This is a genomic window from Mycobacterium sp. NGS15 (genome assembly GCF_059813245.1).
Genome location: NZ_JCALEF010000003.1, coordinates 658,470 through 680,680, shown reverse-complemented (window position 1 = coordinate 680,680; position 22,211 = coordinate 658,470). Strand labels below are relative to the sequence as shown.

Genomic DNA, 22,211 nt, shown 5'->3' with positions numbered 1-22,211 from the left:
CGCTGCCGCGAGTGTGCTGCTGTCGAACTGGGCCACTGAGAGGAAGCGCGCGGGTACTCGTCCTGGATCTTCATCGGCTCTCCTCTCCGTGGGCACACGTGTCGCAACTGTTTCACGAGCATATGCGTGCAACGGCGTGCGGGCCGCCTACGGTGAGTTACCGGGTGGAAGGGGCTCGGATAGGTGCCGCTATCAGCACAACGAGAAGTGCTGCTGCGCCAGCGAATAGCAGCGCCGCGCCGTGTGATCCGGACACATCGAGTATGAGGCCGACGGGGACCGCCAGCATCGCCCCGCCGAGACTCGCACTGGCTACGAAGTAACTCGTCATGATCGGAGTGGGAATTCCTCCGATTCGTGTTGCGAGAGTCAGCGCTACGGGGAACATCGCGGCCGCCAGCAGCCCCGCTGCTATCACCCACGGCAGCGCCGTCGCGAGTTCGCCACTGAAGTGAGCCAGGCCGAGCAGCACGGCGGTCAGGGCCGTGGCGAGTCCGGCCAATGACTTTCGCCCGACGATGGCGTGGGCGACGCCGACCGCCAGCAGCCTGCCGACCGTAATGCCGAGCCAGAATCCGCTCACGGCAAGCACTCGTGCCCCGGTCTCGTGTGGGGAACCAACGATCTGCGGCAGGAAATTCGCGAAGTTGGTTTCAAATCCCGCGTACACCACGGCAAAGGCGAGCAATAGGAACGCGGCGGTGGTGGGCACCCGGCGCGTTGGCTCACGGGCCGGTTCGGCGGGTGGCTGGGAGTCGATTGACGTGGTCAACGATGCATCATGTGTGCGTGCCCAGATCACGGCGAGCACGGCCATTGCGGCTGCCGCGGTGGCTACCGGCGTACGCCACGAGACCATCGGCGCCAGCAGGAAGACGGATAGCGGAAACAGCAGCGCCGCGAGCCCGAAGCACGCTTCAAGCACGGTCAGAGCCCGGGGCCCACGGGCAGGGTCCAGGGCCAGGGCGCCGATCTGCGTCTCCAACGAGCCAGCCGCCATTCCGAGGACCACACTGGTGCCCACCAGAACTGGGGGAGTGAGCACCCACAACGGTGCCGAGAGGACGACGGCGAACAGCGCCAGTGCGATGGTGATGTGTCGCCCGACCCCGATCCTTGTACTCAGGCGGGGCGCCGACAGCACTCCGATCAAGAAGCCGGTGAATTGTGCGGCGATAAGTGCCGCCAGGGTCTGGCTGGCAGACTCGACGGGCAGTGCATACGGGGAAATGGTGCCCCAGAACACATGTGCGGTGCCCACTCCGGCGTAGGCACCGCACGATGCGAGATGAACGCCACCGCCGGGCCGCGTCACCGGATGGTGGTGACGGGGCTCGGCACGCTGTGTTCGACCGGTAGGCGTTCCGGCTGCGGATTGTTGCCACGCAGCAGTGTCTCCAAGACCTCCTGCGCGGCGAGGCCGTCTTCGAAAGTCGCGAGGGCATGGCGGTTGGCCCCGATTGCTCCGGTAGCGGCAACACGGCTCCAGTGGTCGATCTCCGAGCGAAACGAATCCGACCAGCCGTGCACCTCGGTGGCAGGATCCGATAGCAAGGTGCGTTCCAGCTCAACGGTTTCGGCGTCGGCACCGTATGAAATGCGGTAACGCCCGGGGTCTGCCGTGTGGTAGTCGAAGACGGCGTTGGTGCCGACGATCCGGATGGAGAAACCGCAGTCTGCCGTGGGAGCCGCCTTGGAGGCGACCAGCGTAAAGATACTTCCGGTGCTGAGACGCCCGTAGATCTCGGCGTGATCATCGACCTCAACCGCGTCCTCACCCTTGTTGGTGACGTGCGTGGTGATTCGCGCCTGGCATTCGTCGACGAGAATTCGGCCGCCGGATATGTGCGTAAGCAGGTCGAGCAGGTGCACGCCCAGATCGCCCAGTGCACCGCTCGTGCCATTGGAACTGCCGCTGTCGCGCCAGGTGTGGTTTTTGCGCCGGTATGCAGAATCTTTCCGGAAACCGAGCTCCAATGCGCAGATCGCTCCGAGGTCACCGCGCTGCAGCCGGCGGCGCAGCTCTATCACCACCGGCAGGTGACGGTAATTGAACCCAACGAGCGCAGGCGAGGCGATTTCCCCGGCCGCCGCCACCATCTCTTTCGCCTCGACCCGCGACAGTGCGAGGGGCTTTTCGCAGAGCACCGATCGACCAGCCCGCAGCACCGCCAGGGAATGATCTCGGTGTGTGAAGTTGGGCGAGGCGACGACAACCGCATCGGCGAGCCCGAGTAGGGCGTCGATGTCGGATACCGCTACACCGCCATGGGCGTCGGCGAAGGACTCGGCGGCGTGGGCATCAATATCCAGGACAGCAACCAGCTCGGCGGATTTGAGCGTGTTCACGGCGCGAGCGTGCGCACGGGCGACGCTGCCCGCACCGATGATTCCGACTTTCAACATAACTAGTGCTCCTTTGATAGAACGTGGCGAATGGTGTCGACGATTCCGCCGGCATGAGGCCGGGCGGTGATGTGTGGATGAGCTCGGCGTGCTTCGGCGGTGGCGTTGGACACCAGCCAGGCGTGCCCGGCACACGAGAGCATTCCGAGGTCGTTACCGCTGTCGCCGAAAGCGAAAGTGCGCGTGGGCGGTACCTGCCAGCTCGCCTGCAAGAAAAGCGCGATTTCCCGTTTTCCGGCGCCGAGCGGCAGGAAGTCGACGTCGAGGAATCCCTCGGGGTCGCCGGCGGCGGGGTTGCAGTGGTTCACATTCACCGCGAGTGACGCGACGGCGGCAATGTGTTGCAGCGCGCTGACCCTACAGTCGTCGTCGAGATCGTCGACGGCTGCACGCAGGTAGAAGTTGCGTTTGTAGGCACCGCACCCATGGGTCGACTGAGGTCTGAGATCCAGATCAGGCGCAGCCGCGAGGACTTGGTCTACGCGAGTTGAAAAATCCTCGGGTGTAGGAAATCTCGCGTGCCATCGCGGGTCTGCGGCGAGGCATCCCCCCTCGCCCGCGACGAGCAGGTCGGTGCCCAGGTTTCCGCCGATGAATGCCGGCCGTATCGGGGCTGCCAGATCGTCAAGGACACCCAGCACCGTCGCCGGGGCACTTCCCGTGATGAACCCGAACCTCAGCCCTGCGGACGGCTCGCTGACGAGTTTGGCCAGTTCGACCAGGTCTTGCGCCGATCTCGCTGCGGGGTCGTGTGCGAAAAATGTCTCATCGAAGTCGCAGAGCACCAACCAACCTGGTGCCGTGTGCGTGTCAACCGAGGACGTCATGGAGCACGCCGATCACACGGTCTTGCTCGGCGAGCGTGAGACCGGGGTAGAGGGGAAGCTGGAACATGCGCGCATGTGCTGCCTCCGTGTGTGGCAGTCGCACATCGTCGAATAGAGCTGCCGCAGAGGGCGCCTGGTGCTTGTGAGTGAGTACGGGGTAGTAGAGGTCGGTTGCGATTCCCGCGCTCCGTAGTGCTGTGGTGACGGTGTCGCGGTTCTGGTGTGTCACCTCGACGGTAAACAGGTGCCAGACGTGGTCGACCTCCCACTGAGGCAGCCGAAGGCGGCCGTCGTCGGCGAGGTCGGCCAGGCCCTCGATGTACCGCCGCGCCAGGATGCTGCGTGCGAGATTGTTCTGGCCAAGCCAGTCGAGCCGTGCGCGCAGGACGGCGGCCTGCAGGTTGTCGAGGCGCGAGTTCAGACCGTATCCACGTGCCTTGACGTTCTTTTGGCCGACCGCGAAGCCGTGATACAGCAGCTCGGCGACGCGCCCGGCCAGGTCGCCATCGCGGGTGGCAACAGCACCTGCCTTGCCCACTGCACCGAGATTCTTGTAGGGGTTGAAGCTGAGTATTGCCGCGTCGCTGTGGTGCCCGAGCCCGTCAAGGCCGATGCCCTGGCATGCGTCTTCTACGACGGGGATTCCATGACGCGCCGCGACTTCGGTCAATGTGCGCATGTCGGCGCAGGCGCCATAGAGATGTACCGGAAGTACCACGACTGTACGGCTGGTGATGGCCGGCTCGACGTGGTCGGGGTCCAGCAGGTAGTTGTCGGGGCGCGTGTCAACCAGCACGGGCCGTGCGCCCGTAAGGAACACCGCATTCTCGGTGGCCGCAAAGCTGTTGGCGGGCATGATGACTTCGGTGCCCGGGCCAGCGCCGAGCGCGAGCAGCACGGCTGTCATCGCATCGGTGCCGCTGGAGGCTCCGATGACATGGTCGAGCCCGAGGTAGGTCGCGATCTCGGCCTCGAACGCGTCGACGTGCGGTCCGGAGGTGAACTTGCCGGTTGGCAGCACACTCTCAATTGCCGCGCGAATCGCAGGTAGCTCGCCTGCGCTGACCAGCCTGTCCAGCGGCAGGAAATCCACGGTCTCGGTGGTGGTTCCCGCTGTGAGTACATCGTTGATCCCGCGCAGGCCCGGATGCGTGGCCAGGTTTCGCAGGCTGGCGTAGGCGCGGCCGGCGGGGACCTGGTCAGGGGCTACTCCGCCGCCAGAGAACAATGCGTGCGCAATCTCGCGGGTTCTCGAGGACGGTGCTGGTCCCGTGTGTACCGAGAAATTTGTGGATTCGGCAATAGACATAGACACTCCCGGAAAGAAAGCAGGTTAATCAACCATGATGTCAACATTTGGGTACCCCGCCGAGATGCTGGGATGGCGGATCTAATAGGCAACGTGTCATTTAATTGCGCAATAGTCAATAGATATCGGGTCCGCTTTCACGTGCGCATCATGACTATGTAACGTGGCATTAATCTGCTCATCGTGTGCTTAATCTATTTACACAGTGACTTCCCAGTCATCCACTATTCCGATGACTGCTATCCGTGATGGTGATAAATCGCCACAGTAATTCGATCGCCGTCTCCTGATTCCACTTCGCCTCGTAAAAGCCCTATGTACATGGGCGTATGAGAGGAATCCCCCCCGTATGAAGCCTCAAGATTTAGTCAAGATCAGCGCGACTCTGTGGGATATAGAATGGTGGGTGCAATTGATGCTGCTCCCGGAAGGACAGCAGCAAGGATAGGTAATTGGCCGTAGCATTTCCGCGACAATGAGCGCTATCTCACCGGTTAGAAAGGTGGTGGGTTGGCCTCGGCGTGTGCGGCTAGTGCTTGCTTGCGTTGTAGTCGCTGTTGTCGGTTGAGGTTTCGTTCGGCGGTGTGGCGTCGTTGGCGGTCTTGGGTGCGGGTGCGGGCTCGAGTGAGGTTGTTGAACAGCAATCCGCCGGCGGGGGTGGTGGGGTAGGTGTGGCCGGTGGGTGCTTTCCAGATGACGGTGCCATCGAGCTCCTGGATCTCGCGCCATCCGCAGAAGGTCTTGAGTAGGTGGTGCTTGCGGCACAACGCTTTCAGGTTGTCTGCCTCGGTGCGGCCGCCGTCGGCGTACGCGATGCTGTGGTCGAGGTCCGCAGTCTCTGCCGGATGTGAGCAGCCGGGGAAGCGGCACAGCTGGTCGCGGCAGCGCACGTAGGTATCCAGGGCGTGGGTGGGGCGGTAGCGGTCGGTGCCCCTGGCGTGCAGGGTGCGGATCCGGGTGCCGGGCCGGGTGGCGATCTGGCGTACTTGTGTCGCGGTGATGACTCCGAACCCGGATACCTGGCCGGGCTCAAGGCATTCGGGGTTCTTGAGGGTGTTCTGATTCGCGACGAGGTGCACGATGACCTGGCTGTCGGCGATGGTGCGTCCGGTGCAGTCGGGATCGTCGCAGGTGCAACGCATCCGATCCAAGCCCTGTGTCAGGGCCCCGATGGCATCGGCACGCAACTGAGTTGTGGTGCGCGGATCGGCGGGGCAGACGGTGCGGACCAGCTGCTTGAGGCGCTTGTCCAGTGCGACCGCATGCGGGGTCTGCAGCACACCCCAGATCTCGGCCAGTGGATCGCCGGTGTCGAGCGGGCGAATTTCGAGATGCCGGTCATCGGTGGCGGCCTTGGTGCGGCGTACCGCATCGCGATCATGGCGGTAGATCAGCGCGTCCAGGGCTGCCGTGATCCTTTTGATCGACCAGCGCTCCCACCGGGGCAGGGCTGCCACGATCGCCGCATCCACGGCGGCGACCACTGTGTCGTCTTCGAGGAGTTCTGTGCGCCCGATGATCAACGCGACGGTGCGAAAGTCGATGTCTCCGGCGGCGAATCGCTCGGCCACGGCGCGCAAGCGATGTCGCAGCACATAGGCATAACGCATTTGACTGGATGCCAGCGCGTGCGTGATGCCCTGCGCGGCGGCCACTTGCGCGGCCACCTCGTCCCAACGGTCCACCGCGAACCGATCACGAGGATCCTCTCGGTCAGGATCGGCATGACGATCCACCATGACCCCGATTGCCGAGAGCCGACGCGAGGCGGCCCGCGCCTCCGCGCGCTGGGATGACGTGATCACGTCGATCAGCTCGCCATCGGCTATTGCTTCGAACATGCATTCGATAATAATGTGGAAAAGTCTCCGCTGCAACGAATTCCGCAAGCAACTTTAGCCACTCTGGAAACAGTGGCTATCGAGCGTTCTCCCAGGGCTCATATGCGGTGCCGCGATCGCTGCGATGCCATAGCTCGTCGTCGCCGACATCAAGGCCGTCCGAAATCAGCGCACGCTTGAGCACCTTGTTGGTTGCGGTGCAGGGGAGGCTCCGTGCCACGCGCACATATCGCGGCCAGCCAATCCGTGGCAGATCGTCCTGTGCGGTAAGAAACGAGGTGAGACTTGTTTCTGTCAAGGAGTCCCGCAGGACCAGCGCGGCCATCACCTCGTCGCTGTGGCGCCCATTGCGAATCGCGTACACCGCCACCTGGCTCACCGCGGGGTGTCGCTGCAGAATCCGCTCGATGGGCGCCGCCGCCAGATTTTCGCCGTTGATCCGCATCCAGTCGGCGGTCCGTCCGGCAAGGTAGATCCAGCCCTCGGCGTCTCGGTAGGCGAGGTCGCCCGACCAATACATGCCGTGACGCATCCGTTCGCTGGTAGCGTCATCGTCGTTGTAATACCCGGAGAAGAAGCCCGCCCCTTGGGTATTCACCAATTCTCCGACTGCCGAGCCGGGGTTGACCAGGATGCCGTGCGCGTCGAACCGGGCTGTGGCGCATTCGGTCAACGTGTCGGGGTCGTAGATCCCGACACCGGGGAACCCCTTGCCGATGGATCCTGTGGGCGTTCCCTCCTCCCGGGTGATGATGACGGCGTTCTCTGTGGAACCGAATCCGTCGTACACCGTCACGTCGAATCGCCGCGCGAACTCGGCAATGTCATGTTCGGAGGCCTCGTTGCCAAATGCGATGCGTAAGGGATTGGATGCGTCCCCGGGATGTTCCTCCGTGGCCAGCACATACGCCAACGGCTTGCCCACGTAGTTCATGTACGTGGCACCGACTTCCCGGATGCCGGCGAGGAAGCCCGACGCGGAGAACTTCGCCGGGGCAAGCGTGGCTCCCGCCGCGACCGCAACAGCCCATCCCGCCATCACGGAATTCGAATGGAACAGCGGCATCGAGACGTAGCAGACGTCGTTGGGGGACAGCGAGAATCGAGTCACCAGCGACTGGGCGGCGACAAGAACCATCATGTGCGTCACCAGAACTGCCTTCGGGTCCCCGCTGGTCCCGGAGGTGAAGATCATCATAAAGGGATCGAGAGCCCCGGCCGTTCGATAGGGCTCTAACTCACCGGCCGCCTCGACCTCGCGTTGCCAGTCCGCCCCGTCGACATCGATCACCACGACGCCGGGCAGATTCAAGGATTCGAGCAGGGGCCCATGATCGGCGTCCACGAGCAGGATCTGCACATCCGCCTTGCGGATATCGCGTGCCAACCCATCACCACGGCGAGTGTTGTTGATGGCACACAGGATGTAACCACCCTGGGCGGCCGCGGCCATCGCCGTGGCCATCGCGGGGGTATTGCCCAGCAGGGTGCCGACGTGCAGCGGGCGATCCGGATCGGCTCTCCGAATCAGCACTGCCGCGTGACGAGCCGCCATGGCCACGTGCTCGCGCCACGTCCACGTCATGCCCCGGTAGGCCAGCCCCACATTGTCATCGCTGGCGCGGGCGCCGACCAGCTGCTGGATGGTCTCAACCATGGGTTGCTTCGGTAAGTGACGCCGTCCTAACTCCCAGATGTCGCGTCAAAAAGCTGATTTGGTGTGACACAACGGAATCGAAATAATCCTGGCCCTGATAGACACCGAAGTGATCGCACGGGTAGTGCCGCACTTCGGCGCGTGCTTTGAAGGCGGCCTTGGCTGCGGCATGTGGAGGTGCGGCGCGGTCGAAGTCGGCGATCTGTACCAGGGTGGGGCATTCGATGCGCGCGGCATAATGCGTGGGCCGATAGGAGGCGAGCTGGGTGCCCACCGTCGCGTCGATCTCATTGCGCCAGGCGGGGCCCGCGATCGCCAGGTGCGCCTCGTAGTACCCGTCCGATGTCAATGCTGCCAGCTCACCCGGGCGTCCCACGATCGGGATCGTGCGCTGCTCGCGTCCCACCCGGCTACGGACTCCAGTCACGGCTGAGCGCAGTAGGGCACCGGTGCTGTGCTCACTCATCGCGGATCGCGCTGCCGCGATGCCGTCCACCAACGGTGTCACCGAGACGACGGCGGCGACGTCATTACGCGACCCGGCGACCGCCAGCACGTGCCCACCGGCCAGGGATACACCCCACAGCACGACTCGCGTGGGATCGACGCCGGGGAGGCGGGCCGCGGTGCTCACCGCGGCGTGATAGTCGCCGATCTGGCGACTGAATGAAACGTGTTGCCGGGGAAACCCGTCAGATGATCCGAAGCCGCGGTAGTCGAAGGCAAAGGCGTGCATGCCTGCGCCCGCGAGCCGCTCGGCGAACGGTTCCAGTCCCGAGTCCTTGGTGCCGCCCAGTCCGTGCGCCATCACCACGACAGGAGCCGAATCCTCGGGTGTTGACGCCCGGTAAAACCATGCATCACAGTCGATTCCGTGGCTGTCGAATCGGATGTTCTGTCGGTTCACGCCGCTCCTCCCGCCCGCGCAAACCCGCGGGGGATCTCCTTGGTTCTCATATCGTGTTCATAGAGGAAGTAATCCAGCTGCTGGGTATGGCGCGGGCGATCAAGCATGTGCCCGGTGTACTTGCGATGCTCTGCCTCGATCACCTCGTACATCTCGTCGATCGAGGGCAGCTGGTACTTGCCCGCCGCGTACGCGCCCACCAGGCGCGCCTGACACTCGACGAAGGGGAACAACGACGGAACCGCCTGTGCCAAACCGACGAAGATCAGGTCGTCCAAACCAGGCTTGAACATCCGTTTGTACAAATCGATGCGATTGCCCGGGGCGCTGAGGAACTCTGGGTCGAAGAACGGGAACGTGATGTTGTAGCCGGTCGCGAAGATGATCACCTCGAAGTCTGCGGAGGTGCCGTCTGCGAAATGCACAGTCTCGCCGTCCAGGCGGCTGATATTGGGCTTGGGCGCGATGTCTCCGGACCCGAGTCGCAACGGGAGTTCGACGGATTGGGTGAAGTGCGCCTCGCCGAATTTGTGATTCGGCATCGGGAGTCCCAATTGGTCCGGCCGGCCGGACATGAGCGGTTGCATCATCTGAAACAGTTTGCGCTGCCATGACATCGGGATGTGCGGGCTGGTGCGGAAGTACTTGTCGGCGGGTTGTCCGGCGACGTACTTGGGGACGATCCAGGCGCCGGATCGGGTGGAGAGGGTAACGGTGTTTCCTGTAGCGCGTGACGATAGCTCGACTGCGATGTCTGCCGCGCTGTTACCCAGGCCCACCACCAGGATTCGCTTGTCCATCAGATCCAGGGGCGTGCGCGGATCGATGTAGTGGTGCGAGTGCAATGTGGTGCCGGTGAACGTGCCGGGAAAGTCGGGGTACCGGGGGTCCCAGTGATGACCATTGGCGACGACGAGCAGGTCGAACAATCGGCGTTCACCGGTCTGTGTCTGCAATTCCCAACCGCCGGTGGGCAGCCGCTCGGCGTGGACGATGCCATTGCGGAATTCAATGTTGGGCTTGAGATCGAAGGCTGTCGCGTAGTCCTCGAGGTACTGCTTGATGAGGGTGTGGTGGGGAAAATGCGGATAGCTGTCGGGCATGGGGAAGTCGCGGAACGAAAGCTGATGCCGCGAGGTATCTATGTGTAGAGAGCGATAGGCGCTGCTGTGGCCGTTGGGATTGCCGAATGCCCAGTTTCCGCCGATCCGATCCGACGTCTCGAAGCAAGTGAAGGGAACTCCGTAGTCGGACAGCATCTTCGCGGATGTGAGCCCGCTGATGCCGGCACCGATGATCGCGGTATTGGGTCGGGTCATGGCACTCCTTGGGTACGGCCGCGGTGGGTGCGGTCGCCTGTGAACAGTTTCAGAAATCTGTGCACTCGAAGTGTACACAGATCTTGAAATGTGTCCACAGCTTGTTTACATTGAGGGCATGACTGCGGTATTCGACGAAGGCTCGGTGCCCGATCCCGATGGCGCCTCGGTGGCGGCCCGGCTACTGGATGCGGCCGAAAGAATGTTGGCCGACAAGGGTATTCGCGCGACGACGATGACAGACGTAGCCGAGGAAGCGGGTGTTTCGCGGTCATGGCTATATCGCCACTTTCCGGATAAGCAGACCTTGGTGGGTGCGGCGATCATCCGATTGATCGAGATCAGCTGGGCACAGTCTGCCGCCGAGCTTGCGGACATCGACGGGTTCGAGGCGCGTCTGGTGGCAGGCGTGAAGATCGGCCGACGCGCATACGACGATCCCGGGACCCTGCTCATGCGGATCCGGGTGCGCGAGCCCGAGGAGTTCATGGCGTGTGCCGGTGCGGGCGTGCAGGGTCTGGTGCCCGACCTCGCCGCCTTCTGGCGCCCGTATGTGGAGGCGGCCCGTGATGCCGGGGAGATCCACGCGCGGACCGATATCGAGGAAGCCAGCGAGTGGATTGCTCGCGTGATGATCAGCCTGGGAAGCGTCCCCGGACACTGCATGGACCCGGATGATCCGGCCTCACTGCGTCGGCACTTTCGGCGTTACGTCCTACCGGCGCTTCGTGTAGCGCCCGTGAAATAGCTTTACTACAAGGAGAATTCACAATGGCTTCCCATGGTGGCGTCCAGTTCGACACGGTGATCAAGAACGGGCGATGGTTCGATGGAACCGGCGCGCCGTCCGCTATCCGGGACATCGGCATCAAGGATGGCCATATCGCCGCGATTTCGGACGGCGACCTCGATGAGACGAACTGCCCGCACATCATCGACGCCACCGGAAAATGGGTACTTCCGGGACTGGTGGATGTCCACACGCATTATGACGTCGAGGTACTTGCCGCGCCAGCCTTGTCGGAATCTGTCCGTCACGGTGTGACGACAGTGCTACTGGGCTCGTGCTCGCTGTCGGTGGTGCACGTCAATGGCCTCGATGCCGGGGACATCTTCGGAAGAGTGGAGGCGATACCGCGTGACCACGTCATCGGTGCGGTGGACCAACACAAGACATGGACCAATGCGGGCGAGTACATCGAGGCTTTGGAGTCGCTGCCCCTGGGCCCGAATATCGCTGCTTTTCTGGGGCATTCGGACATGCGCGCTGCGGTGATGGGCCTGGATCGCGCCACGCGCAAGAACGAACGGCCCACGCCCAGTGAGCAGAGGCAGATGGACCGGTGGCTGACCGAGGCCCTCGATGCCGGTTTCGTAGGGATGTCGTCTCAGCAGCTCCTGTTCGACAAGCTTGACGGCGAGGTGTGTCGTTCCCGGACGCTGCCGTCGACCTACGCCAAGCCCCGAGAGCTTCGGAGGCTGAAATCCCAGCTTCGCCAAAGGGATCGGGCGCTGCAATCGGGGCCGGACATCGAGAATCCGTTGAACGTGTTGTCTCAAGCCCTCCAGTCTCTGGGCATCCTGCGCAAGCGGCTGTCGACATCGTTGCTCTCTGCGGCCGATATCAAGGCCAACCCGTATGCGATCAGGGCGATGGGGCCGGTGGCCCGCATCATCAACAAACTGGGCGGCAACTTCCGCTGGCAGCATCTGCCCGTGCCGTTCGAGGTCTACGCCGACGGTATCGACCTGGTGATCTTCGAGGAGTTCGGTGCGGGGGCCGCGGCGCTGCACTTGCGCGATGAAGTCGAGCGCAACGAGCTGCTGCGCGACGAGAAATACCGGCGCCGTTTCCGCAAGGAGTATGAGAGCAAGTTCGGTGTAAGGGTCTGGCACCGAGACTTTTTCGACGCCGAGATCGTAGCGTGCCCGGATGCGTCGGTCGTCGGTAAGTCCTTCGGGCAGGTCGGCGTGGATCGCGGAGGCCTACACCCTGTCGACGCGTTTCTTGACCTGGTGCTCGAACACGGCGCCGCCATCCGCTGGCGGACCACGATCTCCAACCATCGCCCCGAGGTGCTCCAGCAGCTCGCGCAAGACCCCGGCATCCAGATCGGTTTCTCCGATGCCGGTGCACATCTGCGGAATATGGCCTTTTACAACTTCGGGCTGCGACTGCTGCGGCACGTGCGCGAGGCGCAACTGGCCGGACAGCCGTTCATGACCATCGAGCAGGCCGTACACCGCCTGACCGGCGAGCTCGCCGATTGGTATCAGATCGATGCCGGACATCTCCGAATTGGCGACCGCGCAGATCTTTTCGTGGTCGACCCGGAGAAGCTCGATGGATCTCTGACCGAGTACGCCGAGCGGCCCGTGGCCGCCTACGGGGGACTGTCGCGGATGGTCAATCGCAACGATGCGACCGTCGGCACGGTACTGATTGGCGGCCAGACTGTCGTCGTTGACGGTCGGCCCGCCCACATTCTGGGCAAGCAGCGGACCGGCAGCTTCTTGCGGGTGGGGGAGAAGACGCGTTCGGCCGCTGCAGGGCAGGTGGCTGCCGCTGGTTAGTACATACAGATCTGAATACAGATCGGCATGTACTATTGGCGCCATGCAAACCTTGGTTCATCGCGACGCCCTGACGAGGTTTGGATCCGCGCTGTCGGATCCGACGCGCGCGGCGATCTTATTGAGCCTGAGATCACGAGCCGGGTATCCCTCGGAACTCGCCGATGAGACCGGGGTCTCGCGACAAATCATGTCGAATCACCTTGCGTGTCTTCGTGGTTGTGGTCTGGTCATCGCCATCCCAGAGGGTCGGCGCACCCGTTACGAGCTCGCCGACGGGCGAATCGCTCACGCTCTGGACGACCTCGTGGATCTGGTGCTGACGGTAGATCCGTCGTGCTGCCCGGTTGATGAGGGCTGCTGCTGATGGTGCTCGCGTCGCAGCGGCGAGATGTGCTCCATCGGCGGGTTCGCCTTTTCGTCGCCGCCACCATTGCGTACAACGTCGTCGAGGCCGTGGTGGCTCTCTTCGAAGGCGCGCGAGTGTCCTCGACCGCACTGATCGGCTTCGGATTGGATTCGGTGATCGAGGTGTCATCGGCCGCGGCGGTGGCATGGCAATTCAGTGCCAGGGACCCGGAGGCCCGGGAGAAGGCGGCTCTTCGGGTGATCGCGTTCTCATTCTTTGCGCTGGCCGCCTATGTGACGGTGGAGTCGATCCGGTCACTGGCCGGTTTTGGCGAGGCCCGGCATTCGACGATTGGGATCGCCCTGGCCGCAGTGAGCCTGGTGGTCATGCCGGTGCTGTCCTGGGCGCAACGCCGAGCGGGCCGCGAGCTCGGGTCCGCATCGGCGGTGGCCGATTCCAAGCAGACGCTGTTGTGCACATATCTGTCGGCTGTCCTGCTGGTCGGGCTGCTGGTCAACACCTTGTTCGGGTGGTCATGGGCTGACCCGATCGCGGCGCTGATCATCGCTGCCATCGCGGTGCGTGAAGGTTTGAATGCCTGGAAGGGTGAATCCTGCTGTGCACCACATGCCTCGGTTTCGGTGCGGGCTGGCCGCGACGAATCTGACTGCTGCGAGCACTAGCACCGCGCATGGTCTACTATCTGCGTATCAATGCAGGTATGCAGTAGAGGAGCATCTGCCATGGCGCAGGCAGGCCGGTCGCCCTTGGGCGAAGAACAGGTCGGGTTGGTCGTCGAAGTGTTTCGGATGCTTGCCGATGCCACCCGGGTTCGAGTGCTGTGGGCACTGACCGGTGGTGAACTGTCGGTCAATGAGCTGGCAGAACTCGTCGGGAAACCGGCGCCGTCGGTATCGCAGCATTTGGCCAAGCTGCGGATGGCCCGACTGGTGCGGACCCGTCGTGACGGCACCACCGTCTACTACAGCCTGGAGAACGAACATATCGAGCAGCTGGTGACCGACGCCGTCTACAACGCCGAGCACGCGGGCCCTGGAATCCCGCCGCATCACCGCTCTGAGGCAACGCTGCGGACCATGGAAACGGTGAAACAGGTTGGTAGGAAATGAGTCACACCCGCAATGAAGCCACTCATCACGACCATCACGATCACGATCACGAGCATCACCACGGTGCCGGTCTGAAGGGAATGCTCGCAGAGATCCTGTCCCCGCACAGCCATGATGCCTCCGACAGCATCGATGACGCGCTCAGTTCCAGTGCGGCGGGCACCCGGGCCGTCAAGATCAGCCTGGTCGCACTGCTGCTGACGGCTGCCTTCCAGGTGGTGATCGTGGTGGTATCCGGCTCGGTGGCGCTCGCGGCCGATACCATCCACAACTTCTCCGATGCGCTCACCGCGATCCCGCTGTGGATAGCGTTTGGGCTGGGAACACGCGCTGCGACAAGGCGATACACCTACGGATTCGGACGGGCCGAGGATCTGGCCGGCCTATTCGTCGTATCGATGATCGCGTTGTCGGCCGTGGTGGCGGGTTATGAGGCGGTGATGCGTCTGATGCATCCGGTGCAGATCGGACAACTGGGGTGGGTGGCGACGGCCGGTGTCGTCGGCTTCATTGGCAACGAACTCGTCGCTCTCTACCGGATCCGGGTGGGCCGCCGGATCGGCTCGGCAGCACTTGTCGCCGACGGACTGCATGCGCGTACGGACGGGTTCACGTCGCTGGCGGTCGTGCTGGGCGCGGCGGGTGTCGCGTGGGGGTATCCGTTGGCAGACCCGATCATTGGTTTGGTGATTACCATCGCGATTCTCGCAGTGCTGCGTACCGCGGTGCGTGACGTGTTCCGGCGGCTGATGGACGGGGTAGATCCCGCGTTGGTAGACGCCGCTGAAACAGCACTGGTGGCTCAGCCCGGCGTGCGGACGGTGCGCAGCGTGCGGCTGCGGTGGATCGGACATCGCCTCCATGCGGATGCCGAGCTCGACATCGACCCGGATATCAGTCTCGCCGAAGCGCATCGCATTGCTCATGTTGCCGAACACGAACTAACCCACGCTGTTTCAAAACTCGATAGCGCTCTTATTCACGCGTACCCCGGCCACTGATACGACGGGCGGCGTAGATGAGGATGCCGACTGCCAGTACCGCGGTGCCGGTGACGACCGACGACAGTGGCAGCGCTAAGGCAACTACTACGCACCCGATCAGGCCGAGTGCGGGAACGATCCTCGGCGGGCGGCCCTCGGCGGGGGAGAGCGTCCACGCCGACGCATTGGCCACCGCGTAGTACACCAGCACCGCGAAGGACGAGAATCCGATCGCACCGCGCAGGTCCGCGGTAGTCGCCAGGACGGAAACCACAAGACCAACAAGGAGTTCAGCGCGGTACGGTACGCCGTACCTGGGGTGCACCGCGGCCAGGAGGTGCGGGAGATGGCGATCACGCGCCATCGCGAAGGTAGTACGTGACACCCCGAGGATGAGTGCCAGTAATGATCCCGTCGCTGCCACGATGGCGCCGATCCGTACCACCGGCTCCATCCACCGCACGCCCGCGACGGTGACGGTATCGAGCAGTGGAGCCGCGGATGCCGCCAACCGCTGTGGCCCCAGCGTCGTCAATGTTGCAACGGCGACAACGCCGTACACGACCAGCGCGATCGCCAACGCGATCGGGATAGCGCGGGGAATGGTGCGCGTGGGATCGCGCACTTCCTCGCCCAAGGTTGCGATGCGGGCGTATCCGGCGAACGCGAAGAACAGCAGACCGGCGGCCTGCAGCACGCCAGTGATCGACACATCGGTGATGTCGAGGGATGCGGCGTCGATACCGTCGGACCCGACCGCCGTGACCACAATCGCGGCCAGTACCGACAGCACGATCGCGACGATGACACGTGTCAGCCACGCCGATTTTTGAACTCCCGCATAGTTGATCGCGGTCAAGGCAACCACCGCGGCAACCGCGACGGCGTGCGCGTGTGCGGGCCACGCATAGAAGCCCACCGTCAGCGCCATGGCTGCGCACGACGCGGTTTTCCCGACCACGAAGCCCCAACCGGCCAGGTATCCCCAAAATTCGCCGAGCCGCATCCGTCCGTAGACGTACGTTCCACCAGAGGCTGGATACATTGCGGCCAGTCGGGCCGAGGATGTCGCGTTGCAGAAGGCGATCACCGCGGCGACTGCCAAACCCAGCAGCAAGGCGGATCCGGCCGATTGCGCCGCGGGCGCCAGGGCCGCGAAGATTCCGGCGCCGAGCATCGAGCCCAACCCGATCATGACGGCATCGAATGTGCCCAGTTCCCGCCGAAGCGGGCCAGGCGGAGCGCTGCTCATATGTTCCGGGGCGCGTACATGATGACGCCGACGCCGGCCAGGCAGATGAGCGCGCCGGCCACGTCCCAGCGATCGGGGCGAAACCCGTCCATCGCCATCCCCCACAGCAGCGACCCGGCGACGAACACTCCGCCGTAGGCGGCCAGTATTCGACCGAAGTGGGCGTCTGGCTGCAGCGTCGCCACGAATCCGTAGGCGCCCAGTGCGATTTCCGGGACCGCGGCCGCCGCGAACAAGAGGATCGACCTTGCGACAAGCATGCGGTGAGCCTAATCGTCCCGATCGGACCCGGCGGAGGTGAGCGAATCGTAGAATCTCGACTCGTCGCACTTCGGGGGAGGGAAAGTTATGGGGATATCGTCAGCGTCGGTGGTTATCGGTCCATGGGTAGCGCTTTCGGAGAGGTATTGGGAGGCCGTCACCGCGTTTCATGAAAGCGAGAGACGGCTAACACCGTCCGGGGATTCAAACCCCTCCGCCACCGCCATAAAGCCCCTGTTTGAGGGAATTTCAGGGCATATTCCGGGCATCAAGCCAGACGTCGGAAGTCCCGAAATTTGCCACATCTTGCCACACAACGAGGCGACTGCAGTCGTCTGCCAGCAACGACCGGTTTAGTCACAGCCATCCATTCCCGACGCGGGTCCGGTCAGGCGTGCCAGAACCCTGCGCCAGAACGATGGACAAATGTAACGCGCCGAAAGCGTTGATGTCAGGGGATTTCGGCACGATCAGCACCTATGAACAACGTTCGCTTGACACCGAACGGCCGCAGGCTTGGCTACATGCGCGTCAGCGCCGACTCCCAGGACGAACTGTTGCAGCGTCAAGCTCTCGAGAAGGCTGGCGTTGATGCGCTCTATATGGACCACGCTGTCAGCGGCACCACTACGTCGCGGCCCAAGCTGGATAAGATGTTGGCCGACATGGAGTCTGGCGACACCGTGGTGTTTACTCACTGTCGCGACTGAGCCGCGGAACCAAGCACCTGCTGGAATTGTCGGAGCGGTTCGAGCGAGCGGGTGTTGCGATGGTCTCGTGCACTGAACCGATCGACACCACCAGTCCTGCAGGCCATTTCGCGTACACACTCCTAGCTGCGGTGGCGACTATGGAGTGTGAGGTTCTGCCCGAGCGCACAAAGGCTGGCCTTGCGGCTGCGCGTTCCCGCGGTGCGAAGATCGGTTGTCGCTGTTCACTTTCTACTGCGGACCGGCGGTACGCGAAGATGCTGTTTGACGGCAGCAGCTCCGCCGAAGAGATCGCCGCGTCGCTTCGTTGCTCCAAGCGAACTGTGTACCGCGCGGTGGCCGCCTAAAACCTGGCCGAGTGGCGGGTGGATGTGACCTGTGACCAAAAACGGATAACTCACAGATGCCCACCGTTGACCTCACGGGCCAAGCCTGTACGTTTCGCTGTCACGAGAATCGGGGACACGTCGACGGTTCCTCCGCCGATCAGCGCCCCGAGCGACCTAGTGAGGAAGTTATACAAGCTTCTCCGGTCTCGAAGCGCAACGGCGATGAGCAGATTCGTATGACCGGTTGTCGCAGCAGCGAATCGGACCTGGGCATGTTCCGCGAGCGCGGTGCCTATATTCTCAAGCCGGGATGGTTCGACCTGCAACCAGAGCAGGGCTTCGGTTCGTATCCCCAGTAGGCGCAGGTCTACCTCCGTAGCGAGGCGGATAACGCCAGACGACGTGAGGTCGTCGAGCCGTCGCCGGGCAGTCACTGTCGCGATCCCAGCGCGAGCGGCAAGTGCGTTTAACGTGACGCGGCCGTCGTCGATGAGGCTCGCGATAATCGCTTCGTCGTGGTCGCGGAACTGTATGGGCACCGGACCCAGGTCGGGCACGGACGGCAAGGCACTGACCTCGTCATCGGTTAGATGGCCTCCCGTCCAGCCGAAGGGCGATGCAAACGTCCGGATCAGCTCGTACGCCTGCCACGTGTCCACGCCATGTGTAGCTGGAAGTTGGTCGAGAAGGAGGCGGTCGCGTTCGTCAATATTTTTGACAAAATGCGTGCTGCAAACTTCGTGGCCTCCGCCGACGATCTCCACCCAATTGGTGTCACCTCGTCGGGTTAGCGCCATTGCAAGTGCTCGGGCCTGTGTGGGGTTGCACTGAACTCTCAGCACCAACGGCACCAGGTCGGGGTACGCGTACGGATTTCGAATCGCCGTGGGCCGGAGAGTCCCATCGGCGAACAGAGGTCCGGCACGGCGCACGGTTGTGCGTTCAGAGATGCCTAGGCATTGCCCGAGATCGCGCCATGACAGGCGAGGTGAGAGCATCAGCGCAGCCGTGATCCTCGCGTCCAAGCTGTCCAACATTTGGCGCACAAACGCATCATAGGCTGAGCAGAGTGCACCTTTTATGAAGTTCTTTCTCCTCCATGGCGGTCATCGAGCGGATGGCGCTTAACGTCGGATTGTCAGTATCGAACGCCTAAGGAGATGGACATGTCAGCAGACCGGCCGGAGATGGCGACTGCACAAGGCAAGCTGCGGGGGATCGCCCACGATGGTGCGGTCGCGTTTCGCGGAATACCCTATGCGGCGTCGCCGGTGGGCGAGCTTCGCTTTCGTCCACCTGCCGTGCACCCCCGGTGGACCCGTGTCCGAGACGCGTCTGAACCCGGCCCCTCGGTACCCCAATGTGAATCGCGGCTAAGCAATGTCAATGGGCCCTCACCTGTCGATTGGGTCGAGGACGGTTGCCTCAGTCTTAACGTTTGGGTTCCTGAGGAGGCGATAACGGACCGTCGCCCACGTCCGGTGTTGTTCTGGGTCCATGGTGGAGGATTTAGTAGCGGTTCCGGTGGCTGGTCGCTGTACGACGGCAGTCGACTGGCCGCCGATGGCGACATCGTCGTGGTAACAATCAACTACCGACTCGGCGCACTTGGGTATCTGTGGTTGCCTGAGGTAGGCGCGGGCAACATCGGCGCTCAGGATCAGATAGCTGCCTTGCGGTGGGTGTACGACAACATCGCATCCTTCGGCGGTGATCCCACCGCCATCACTGTGGGTGGACAGTCTGCCGGTGCATACGCCGCGCTGAGCTTGGCGCTGGATCCCGCGACGCGCCCTCTTGTCTCGAAAGTTCTCGCACAGAGCGGCCCATGGGGAGTTTCCGGTCAACAGCCGTCTGACGCGCACAGCGTTGCACACGAATATCTCGATGCACTGGGCATTGATCGCAGCGGTGAGGTACTGAACGTGCTACAGGACGTGCCCGTCGAAGATCTACTATCGGCCTACAACACAGTCGCGGCCGCGCACCCTTCTTCTGACGCCGCCCCGCCCATGTTCCCGGTCCTGGGTGGAATAGGACTTCCGCGCACTCTGATGGATAGTGTCGATGGTGGGGGTTTGCACGTACCAGTGTTGATTGGGCGCACCGAAAACGAGATGACGGCCTTCCTCCCTGACATTACCGATCCTAAAGACGCCGACGACGCCACCGCGCTCCTTTTCGGCGACGGCATCGATCGGATCGCCGAAGTGTCTGCATCGCAAGGAAACTCAGTGTTTGTCTACCGATTTGAGCGAGTCTCGACCGGGGCGCCAGCTCTCGGGGCGACGCACTGCGCGGAGCTCCCATTCATGTTCAACCATCTCGAGGGCTATGTCGATGCCCCCATGCTCGGACCGGTTGACGAGACCGACCGCGCACTCGCCTTGGAATTCAGCTCGGCAATCACGACCTTCGTCAAAACCGGTTTCGCTGACGGAAGCGGTTGGCCCGCCCATCGTTCGGTCAATTCCCGCGCCGCTGCAGCTGCCGGCCAGATCAAGGTATTCGGTGCCCGATCTTGACTCCCGGCACAGAGGTGGCGCTGAACTGATCGCCTTCTGCGTCACGCCGTGCCTCGATGCCCTGTCCGTCACTTTGGCATATGCGGGCTTCGCGGACGTGGCGGTACTGCAGCGGACCAGCGCCGCTGTCCATCTCTGCGACGTTGCGGCCGCTGTAGAGCACATGCGGCGGAACACCCATGCGCTGACCCTAGCCTCGTGTTCTATCAATAGTTTGCTGCCTCCGGCCAGCAAGCATTCGACTTGTAGTCTGAGGCTCAGCGCAGTTTCTCGCCGTATATGCGCCCGACCTGGAGGGCCATCAAGACGCGGTGGTCCGACACCATGGTCGCGCGGTACTCCTCCCAGTCGGGGTGTTCACCGGCCGCACCGCGGTAGTAGTCGACGAGCGCTTCGACCTCGGGTCCGTGCGGATCGGTACCCGGTCCGGTCAGGGATACGTCTCCCTCGGCCGTTGCCCAGGCCCATCCGTCCGAGCTGGTGACCTCCAGCGCCGCACGGGGATCGCGGCGAAGATTCACGGTCTTGGCACGGCCATCGGTCATCGAGACGTAGATGACGCCCGTGTCCCGGTCGTAGAACGGGGTGACGGGGGAGAGCTGCGGGAGTCCATTGGATTTGATGGTCGCCAGAATGCCGATGCGGCTGTCGGCGACGAGTGCGTGCGGATCGAACTGCTCGACAGCATTCATACCTGGACGAACCAGGCGCATCGGACGGGTATTCCGTGTTTGAGCGTCAGCCGAGAGTTTTAGACGACGGTGACCTTTCCGGTGCAGTGGGCAAGGTTTTCGTCGTTCCAGAAGAAGCCGGAACGGCCGCCGTAATCGGTGGTGATCTCTACCTGACCGGGGCCGGTGACGACATTGAAGATCGATGCTCCGGCTGTGCCCGAACCGTCGCCGTGCACCTCGCCGACTGCGCCGGTGGTCAGGTTGCGCCACTGGAAGTATGCCTGCTTAGGCCCGGCAAGACCGTCCGTGGCGTTCATGTTGAGCGTGCCGGGGATCAGGTCGCGACGTGCATCGGCTTGGCTCGCCTGCCAGGCGCTGACGCGCACATCGCCGTCGAAACAGAGGGCTGTCTCGCCCGACGGTGCCGCCATTGCCATCGGGCAGGAGGAAAGTCCCGCGCCAAGAACGGCGAGGGTGAAGGCGGCCGCACGGCCAAGAGGTATCGAACGCATGCAGGGAGTATCGCCCATGTGTCATCGATCTGGCCGAAGTTTCCCAAGGCGACGGTTCAGTTGGCTCCCAGGGCAGCGGAGATCAGGCGCCACAGCCGCTTGGTGATCTCCCCAGGTGCGGGGAGCGGAGTCAGGCAGAGCTGCTGCGCAATCCCATATCGAATTCCGCCGATGATGAAAGCACCCGCGCTGTCCGGGTCGATGTCTGCGGGCAACTGACCCAACTTCTGACCACGGCGGATGTTCTTGGCCGCGTTATGGCTAATGCGTCGCAGATAGGTCGCCTCCAGCTCGGCCAGTTGGGGATCCAAGGCGGCGCGGTTGAGCAGGATCGGGGCCAGCGGGTCGGCCACGTGATAGTCGACAAATCGGCGGGTGCGTTCCCGTTCGTGAACACGCCAGTCGGTGTCCAGGGCCAGATGTGTGTCGGCAATTGCGTGGACGAGGCCCTCGTAGAACTCGTCGTAAATGACCGCGAGCAAGCCGCTTTTGGATCCGAAGTGATGGTATAGAGCACCGGTGCTGAGTCCGGCCCGACGGGTTAATCCGCTCAGATCCATGACTCCGTTGCCGCGGACGAGTTCATCACGGGCGGCGTCGATGAGCTGTTGACGTCCGATTGAGGGGCGTGCCACTATGTGATTGT

At 63.1% G+C, this 22,211-nt stretch carries 22 protein-coding genes and 1 pseudogene; 8 read left to right on the top strand and 15 right to left on the bottom strand.

The window, feature by feature from the left end:
- Positions 1 to 157 precede the first annotated feature (157 nt).
- The 8 genes from AC5Y5C_RS11075 to AC5Y5C_RS11040 all read right to left on the bottom strand — a co-directional run bounded on the left by AC5Y5C_RS11075 (position 158) and on the right by AC5Y5C_RS11040 (position 10,266).
- Positions 158 to 1,261, bottom strand: coding sequence for an MFS transporter (locus AC5Y5C_RS11075; protein ID WP_499971908.1), 1,104 nt, complete (start codon positions 1,259 to 1,261; stop codon positions 158 to 160).
- A 50-nt stretch (positions 1,262 to 1,311) separates the two neighbouring features.
- A complete protein-coding gene (locus AC5Y5C_RS11070; protein WP_499971758.1) occupies positions 1,312 to 2,406 on the bottom strand; it encodes a Gfo/Idh/MocA family protein in 1,095 nt (364 codons plus the stop codon).
- Between the two features lie 2 nt (positions 2,407 to 2,408).
- A complete protein-coding gene (locus AC5Y5C_RS11065) occupies positions 2,409 to 3,233 on the bottom strand; it encodes an HAD family hydrolase (protein WP_499971756.1) in 825 nt (274 codons plus the stop codon).
- Entirely contained in the window at positions 3,217 to 4,542 is a 1,326-nt protein-coding gene (locus AC5Y5C_RS11060) for a DegT/DnrJ/EryC1/StrS family aminotransferase (RefSeq protein ID WP_499971755.1), read from the bottom strand. The genes AC5Y5C_RS11065 and AC5Y5C_RS11060 overlap by 17 nt, the downstream gene beginning before the upstream one ends.
- Before the next feature lie 494 nt (positions 4,543 to 5,036).
- The gene (locus AC5Y5C_RS11055) at positions 5,037 to 6,383 is read right to left on the bottom strand and encodes an HNH endonuclease signature motif containing protein (protein ID WP_499971751.1); all 1,347 of its coding nucleotides are present in this window, start codon (positions 6,381 to 6,383) and stop codon (positions 5,037 to 5,039) included.
- Positions 6,384 to 6,459: 76 nt separating this feature from the next.
- On the bottom strand, positions 6,460 to 8,040 hold the full coding sequence (fadD1, locus tag AC5Y5C_RS11050) for a fatty-acid--CoA ligase FadD1 (protein WP_499971749.1): 1,581 nt from the start codon (positions 8,038 to 8,040) through the stop codon (positions 6,460 to 6,462).
- Positions 8,033 to 8,947, bottom strand: a complete 915-nt coding sequence (locus AC5Y5C_RS11045; protein WP_499971747.1) for an alpha/beta hydrolase — start codon at positions 8,945 to 8,947, stop codon at positions 8,033 to 8,035. Before AC5Y5C_RS11045 ends, fadD1 begins: the two co-directional genes overlap by 8 nt.
- A complete protein-coding gene (locus tag AC5Y5C_RS11040; RefSeq protein WP_499971745.1) occupies positions 8,944 to 10,266 on the bottom strand; it encodes a flavin-containing monooxygenase in 1,323 nt (440 codons plus the stop codon). Before AC5Y5C_RS11040 ends, AC5Y5C_RS11045 begins: the two co-directional genes overlap by 4 nt.
- Positions 10,267 to 10,384: 118 nt before the next feature.
- Between AC5Y5C_RS11040 and AC5Y5C_RS11035 the strand changes: the two genes are divergently transcribed.
- The 6 genes from AC5Y5C_RS11035 (at position 10,385) to AC5Y5C_RS11010 (ending at position 15,320) form a co-directional block, all read left to right on the top strand.
- Positions 10,385 to 11,014, top strand: a complete 630-nt coding sequence (locus AC5Y5C_RS11035) for a TetR/AcrR family transcriptional regulator (RefSeq protein ID WP_499971743.1) — start codon at positions 10,385 to 10,387, stop codon at positions 11,012 to 11,014.
- A gap of 23 nt (positions 11,015 to 11,037) precedes the next feature.
- Positions 11,038 to 12,840 carry an N-acyl-D-amino-acid deacylase family protein gene (locus AC5Y5C_RS11030; RefSeq protein WP_499971741.1) on the top strand — a complete coding sequence of 601 codons (1,803 nt, stop codon included), beginning with the start codon at positions 11,038 to 11,040 and terminating at the stop codon, positions 12,838 to 12,840.
- 43 nt (positions 12,841 to 12,883) lie between these two features.
- Positions 12,884 to 13,207: an ArsR/SmtB family transcription factor gene (locus AC5Y5C_RS11025; protein ID WP_499971739.1), complete on the top strand. Its 324-nt coding sequence runs from the start codon at positions 12,884 to 12,886 to the stop codon at positions 13,205 to 13,207.
- Positions 13,207 to 13,872 carry a cation efflux transmembrane domain-containing protein gene (locus tag AC5Y5C_RS11020; protein WP_499971737.1) on the top strand — a complete coding sequence of 222 codons (666 nt, stop codon included), beginning with the start codon at positions 13,207 to 13,209 and terminating at the stop codon, positions 13,870 to 13,872. Before AC5Y5C_RS11025 ends, AC5Y5C_RS11020 begins: the two co-directional genes overlap by 1 nt.
- A gap of 60 nt (positions 13,873 to 13,932) precedes the next feature.
- Positions 13,933 to 14,319 (top strand): ArsR/SmtB family transcription factor, encoded by a 387-nt coding sequence (locus AC5Y5C_RS11015; RefSeq protein WP_499971735.1) that lies wholly within the window; start codon positions 13,933 to 13,935, stop codon positions 14,317 to 14,319.
- Between the two features lie 80 nt (positions 14,320 to 14,399).
- Complete coding sequence (locus AC5Y5C_RS11010) at positions 14,400 to 15,320, top strand: cation diffusion facilitator family transporter (protein WP_499971906.1); 921 nt, start codon at positions 14,400 to 14,402, stop codon at positions 15,318 to 15,320.
- Here the strand turns inward: AC5Y5C_RS11010 and AC5Y5C_RS11005 are convergent.
- The gene (locus AC5Y5C_RS11005; protein ID WP_499971732.1) at positions 15,295 to 16,554 is read right to left on the bottom strand and encodes an APC family permease; all 1,260 of its coding nucleotides are present in this window, start codon (positions 16,552 to 16,554) and stop codon (positions 15,295 to 15,297) included. The genes AC5Y5C_RS11010 and AC5Y5C_RS11005 overlap by 26 nt on opposite strands.
- The gene (locus AC5Y5C_RS11000; RefSeq protein ID WP_499971730.1) at positions 16,551 to 16,814 is read right to left on the bottom strand and encodes a YnfA family protein; all 264 of its coding nucleotides are present in this window, start codon (positions 16,812 to 16,814) and stop codon (positions 16,551 to 16,553) included. Before AC5Y5C_RS11000 ends, AC5Y5C_RS11005 begins: the two co-directional genes overlap by 4 nt.
- 480 nt (positions 16,815 to 17,294) lie before the next feature.
- On the opposite strand from AC5Y5C_RS11000, the pseudogene AC5Y5C_RS10995 reads away from it, so the two are divergent.
- Positions 17,295 to 17,872, top strand: a pseudogene (locus AC5Y5C_RS10995) (recombinase family protein).
- A gap of 50 nt (positions 17,873 to 17,922) precedes the next feature.
- Here AC5Y5C_RS10995 and AC5Y5C_RS10990 read toward each other — a convergent pair.
- A complete protein-coding gene (locus AC5Y5C_RS10990) occupies positions 17,923 to 18,618 on the bottom strand; it encodes an Lrp/AsnC family transcriptional regulator (protein WP_499971729.1) in 696 nt (231 codons plus the stop codon).
- A 402-nt stretch (positions 18,619 to 19,020) separates the two neighbouring features.
- Here AC5Y5C_RS10990 and AC5Y5C_RS10985 point away from each other — a divergent pair, with 402 nt between their 5' ends.
- On the top strand, positions 19,021 to 20,379 hold the full coding sequence (locus AC5Y5C_RS10985) for a carboxylesterase/lipase family protein (protein ID WP_499971727.1): 1,359 nt from the start codon (positions 19,021 to 19,023) through the stop codon (positions 20,377 to 20,379).
- Here the strand turns inward: AC5Y5C_RS10985 and AC5Y5C_RS10980 are convergent.
- The 4 genes from AC5Y5C_RS10980 to AC5Y5C_RS10965 all read right to left on the bottom strand — a co-directional run bounded on the left by AC5Y5C_RS10980 (position 20,354) and on the right by AC5Y5C_RS10965 (position 22,200).
- Entirely contained in the window at positions 20,354 to 20,560 is a 207-nt protein-coding gene (locus AC5Y5C_RS10980; protein ID WP_499971726.1) for a hypothetical protein, read from the bottom strand. The genes AC5Y5C_RS10985 and AC5Y5C_RS10980 overlap by 26 nt on opposite strands.
- 76 nt (positions 20,561 to 20,636) lie before the next feature.
- Positions 20,637 to 21,071 carry a PPOX class F420-dependent oxidoreductase gene (locus AC5Y5C_RS10975; RefSeq protein WP_499971724.1) on the bottom strand — a complete coding sequence of 145 codons (435 nt, stop codon included), beginning with the start codon at positions 21,069 to 21,071 and terminating at the stop codon, positions 20,637 to 20,639.
- Between the two features lie 59 nt (positions 21,072 to 21,130).
- A complete protein-coding gene (locus AC5Y5C_RS10970; protein WP_499971723.1) occupies positions 21,131 to 21,565 on the bottom strand; it encodes a hypothetical protein in 435 nt (144 codons plus the stop codon).
- A 56-nt stretch (positions 21,566 to 21,621) separates the two neighbouring features.
- Complete coding sequence (locus tag AC5Y5C_RS10965) at positions 21,622 to 22,200, bottom strand: TetR/AcrR family transcriptional regulator (protein WP_499971721.1); 579 nt, start codon at positions 22,198 to 22,200, stop codon at positions 21,622 to 21,624.
- Between the last annotated feature and the right edge of the window lie 11 nt (positions 22,201 to 22,211).

Bases quoted from the DNA above. Each gene is read 5' to 3' on its own strand.
- AC5Y5C_RS10970 (WP_499971723.1), bottom strand. From the start codon at position 21,565: ATGCGTTCGATACCTCTTGGCCGTGCGGCCGCCTTCACCCTCGCCGTT.
- AC5Y5C_RS11000 (WP_499971730.1), bottom strand. From the start codon at position 16,814: ATGCTTGTCGCAAGGTCGATCCTCTTGTTCGCGGCGGCCGCGGTCCCG.
- AC5Y5C_RS10975 (WP_499971724.1), bottom strand. From the start codon at position 21,071: ATGAATGCTGTCGAGCAGTTCGATCCGCACGCACTCGTCGCCGACAGC.
- AC5Y5C_RS11030 (WP_499971741.1), top strand. From the start codon at position 11,038: ATGGCTTCCCATGGTGGCGTCCAGTTCGACACGGTGATCAAGAACGGG.
- AC5Y5C_RS11005 (WP_499971732.1), bottom strand. From the start codon at position 16,554: ATGAGCAGCGCTCCGCCTGGCCCGCTTCGGCGGGAACTGGGCACATTC.
- AC5Y5C_RS11055 (WP_499971751.1), bottom strand. From the start codon at position 6,383: ATGTTCGAAGCAATAGCCGATGGCGAGCTGATCGACGTGATCACGTCA.
- AC5Y5C_RS11040 (WP_499971745.1), bottom strand. From the start codon at position 10,266: ATGACCCGACCCAATACCGCGATCATCGGTGCCGGCATCAGCGGGCTC.
- AC5Y5C_RS11065 (WP_499971756.1), bottom strand. From the start codon at position 3,233: ATGACGTCCTCGGTTGACACGCACACGGCACCAGGTTGGTTGGTGCTC.
- AC5Y5C_RS11035 (WP_499971743.1), top strand. From the start codon at position 10,385: ATGACTGCGGTATTCGACGAAGGCTCGGTGCCCGATCCCGATGGCGCC.
- AC5Y5C_RS11025 (WP_499971739.1), top strand. From the start codon at position 12,884: ATGCAAACCTTGGTTCATCGCGACGCCCTGACGAGGTTTGGATCCGCG.
- AC5Y5C_RS10985 (WP_499971727.1), top strand. From the start codon at position 19,021: ATGTCAGCAGACCGGCCGGAGATGGCGACTGCACAAGGCAAGCTGCGG.
- AC5Y5C_RS11010 (WP_499971906.1), top strand. From the start codon at position 14,400: ATGCTCGCAGAGATCCTGTCCCCGCACAGCCATGATGCCTCCGACAGC.
- AC5Y5C_RS11070 (WP_499971758.1), bottom strand. From the start codon at position 2,406: ATGTTGAAAGTCGGAATCATCGGTGCGGGCAGCGTCGCCCGTGCGCAC.
- fadD1 (WP_499971749.1), bottom strand. From the start codon at position 8,040: ATGGTTGAGACCATCCAGCAGCTGGTCGGCGCCCGCGCCAGCGATGAC.
- AC5Y5C_RS11020 (WP_499971737.1), top strand. From the start codon at position 13,207: ATGGTGCTCGCGTCGCAGCGGCGAGATGTGCTCCATCGGCGGGTTCGC.
- AC5Y5C_RS10980 (WP_499971726.1), bottom strand. From the start codon at position 20,560: ATGGGTGTTCCGCCGCATGTGCTCTACAGCGGCCGCAACGTCGCAGAG.
- AC5Y5C_RS11015 (WP_499971735.1), top strand. From the start codon at position 13,933: ATGGCGCAGGCAGGCCGGTCGCCCTTGGGCGAAGAACAGGTCGGGTTG.
- AC5Y5C_RS11060 (WP_499971755.1), bottom strand. From the start codon at position 4,542: ATGTCTATTGCCGAATCCACAAATTTCTCGGTACACACGGGACCAGCA.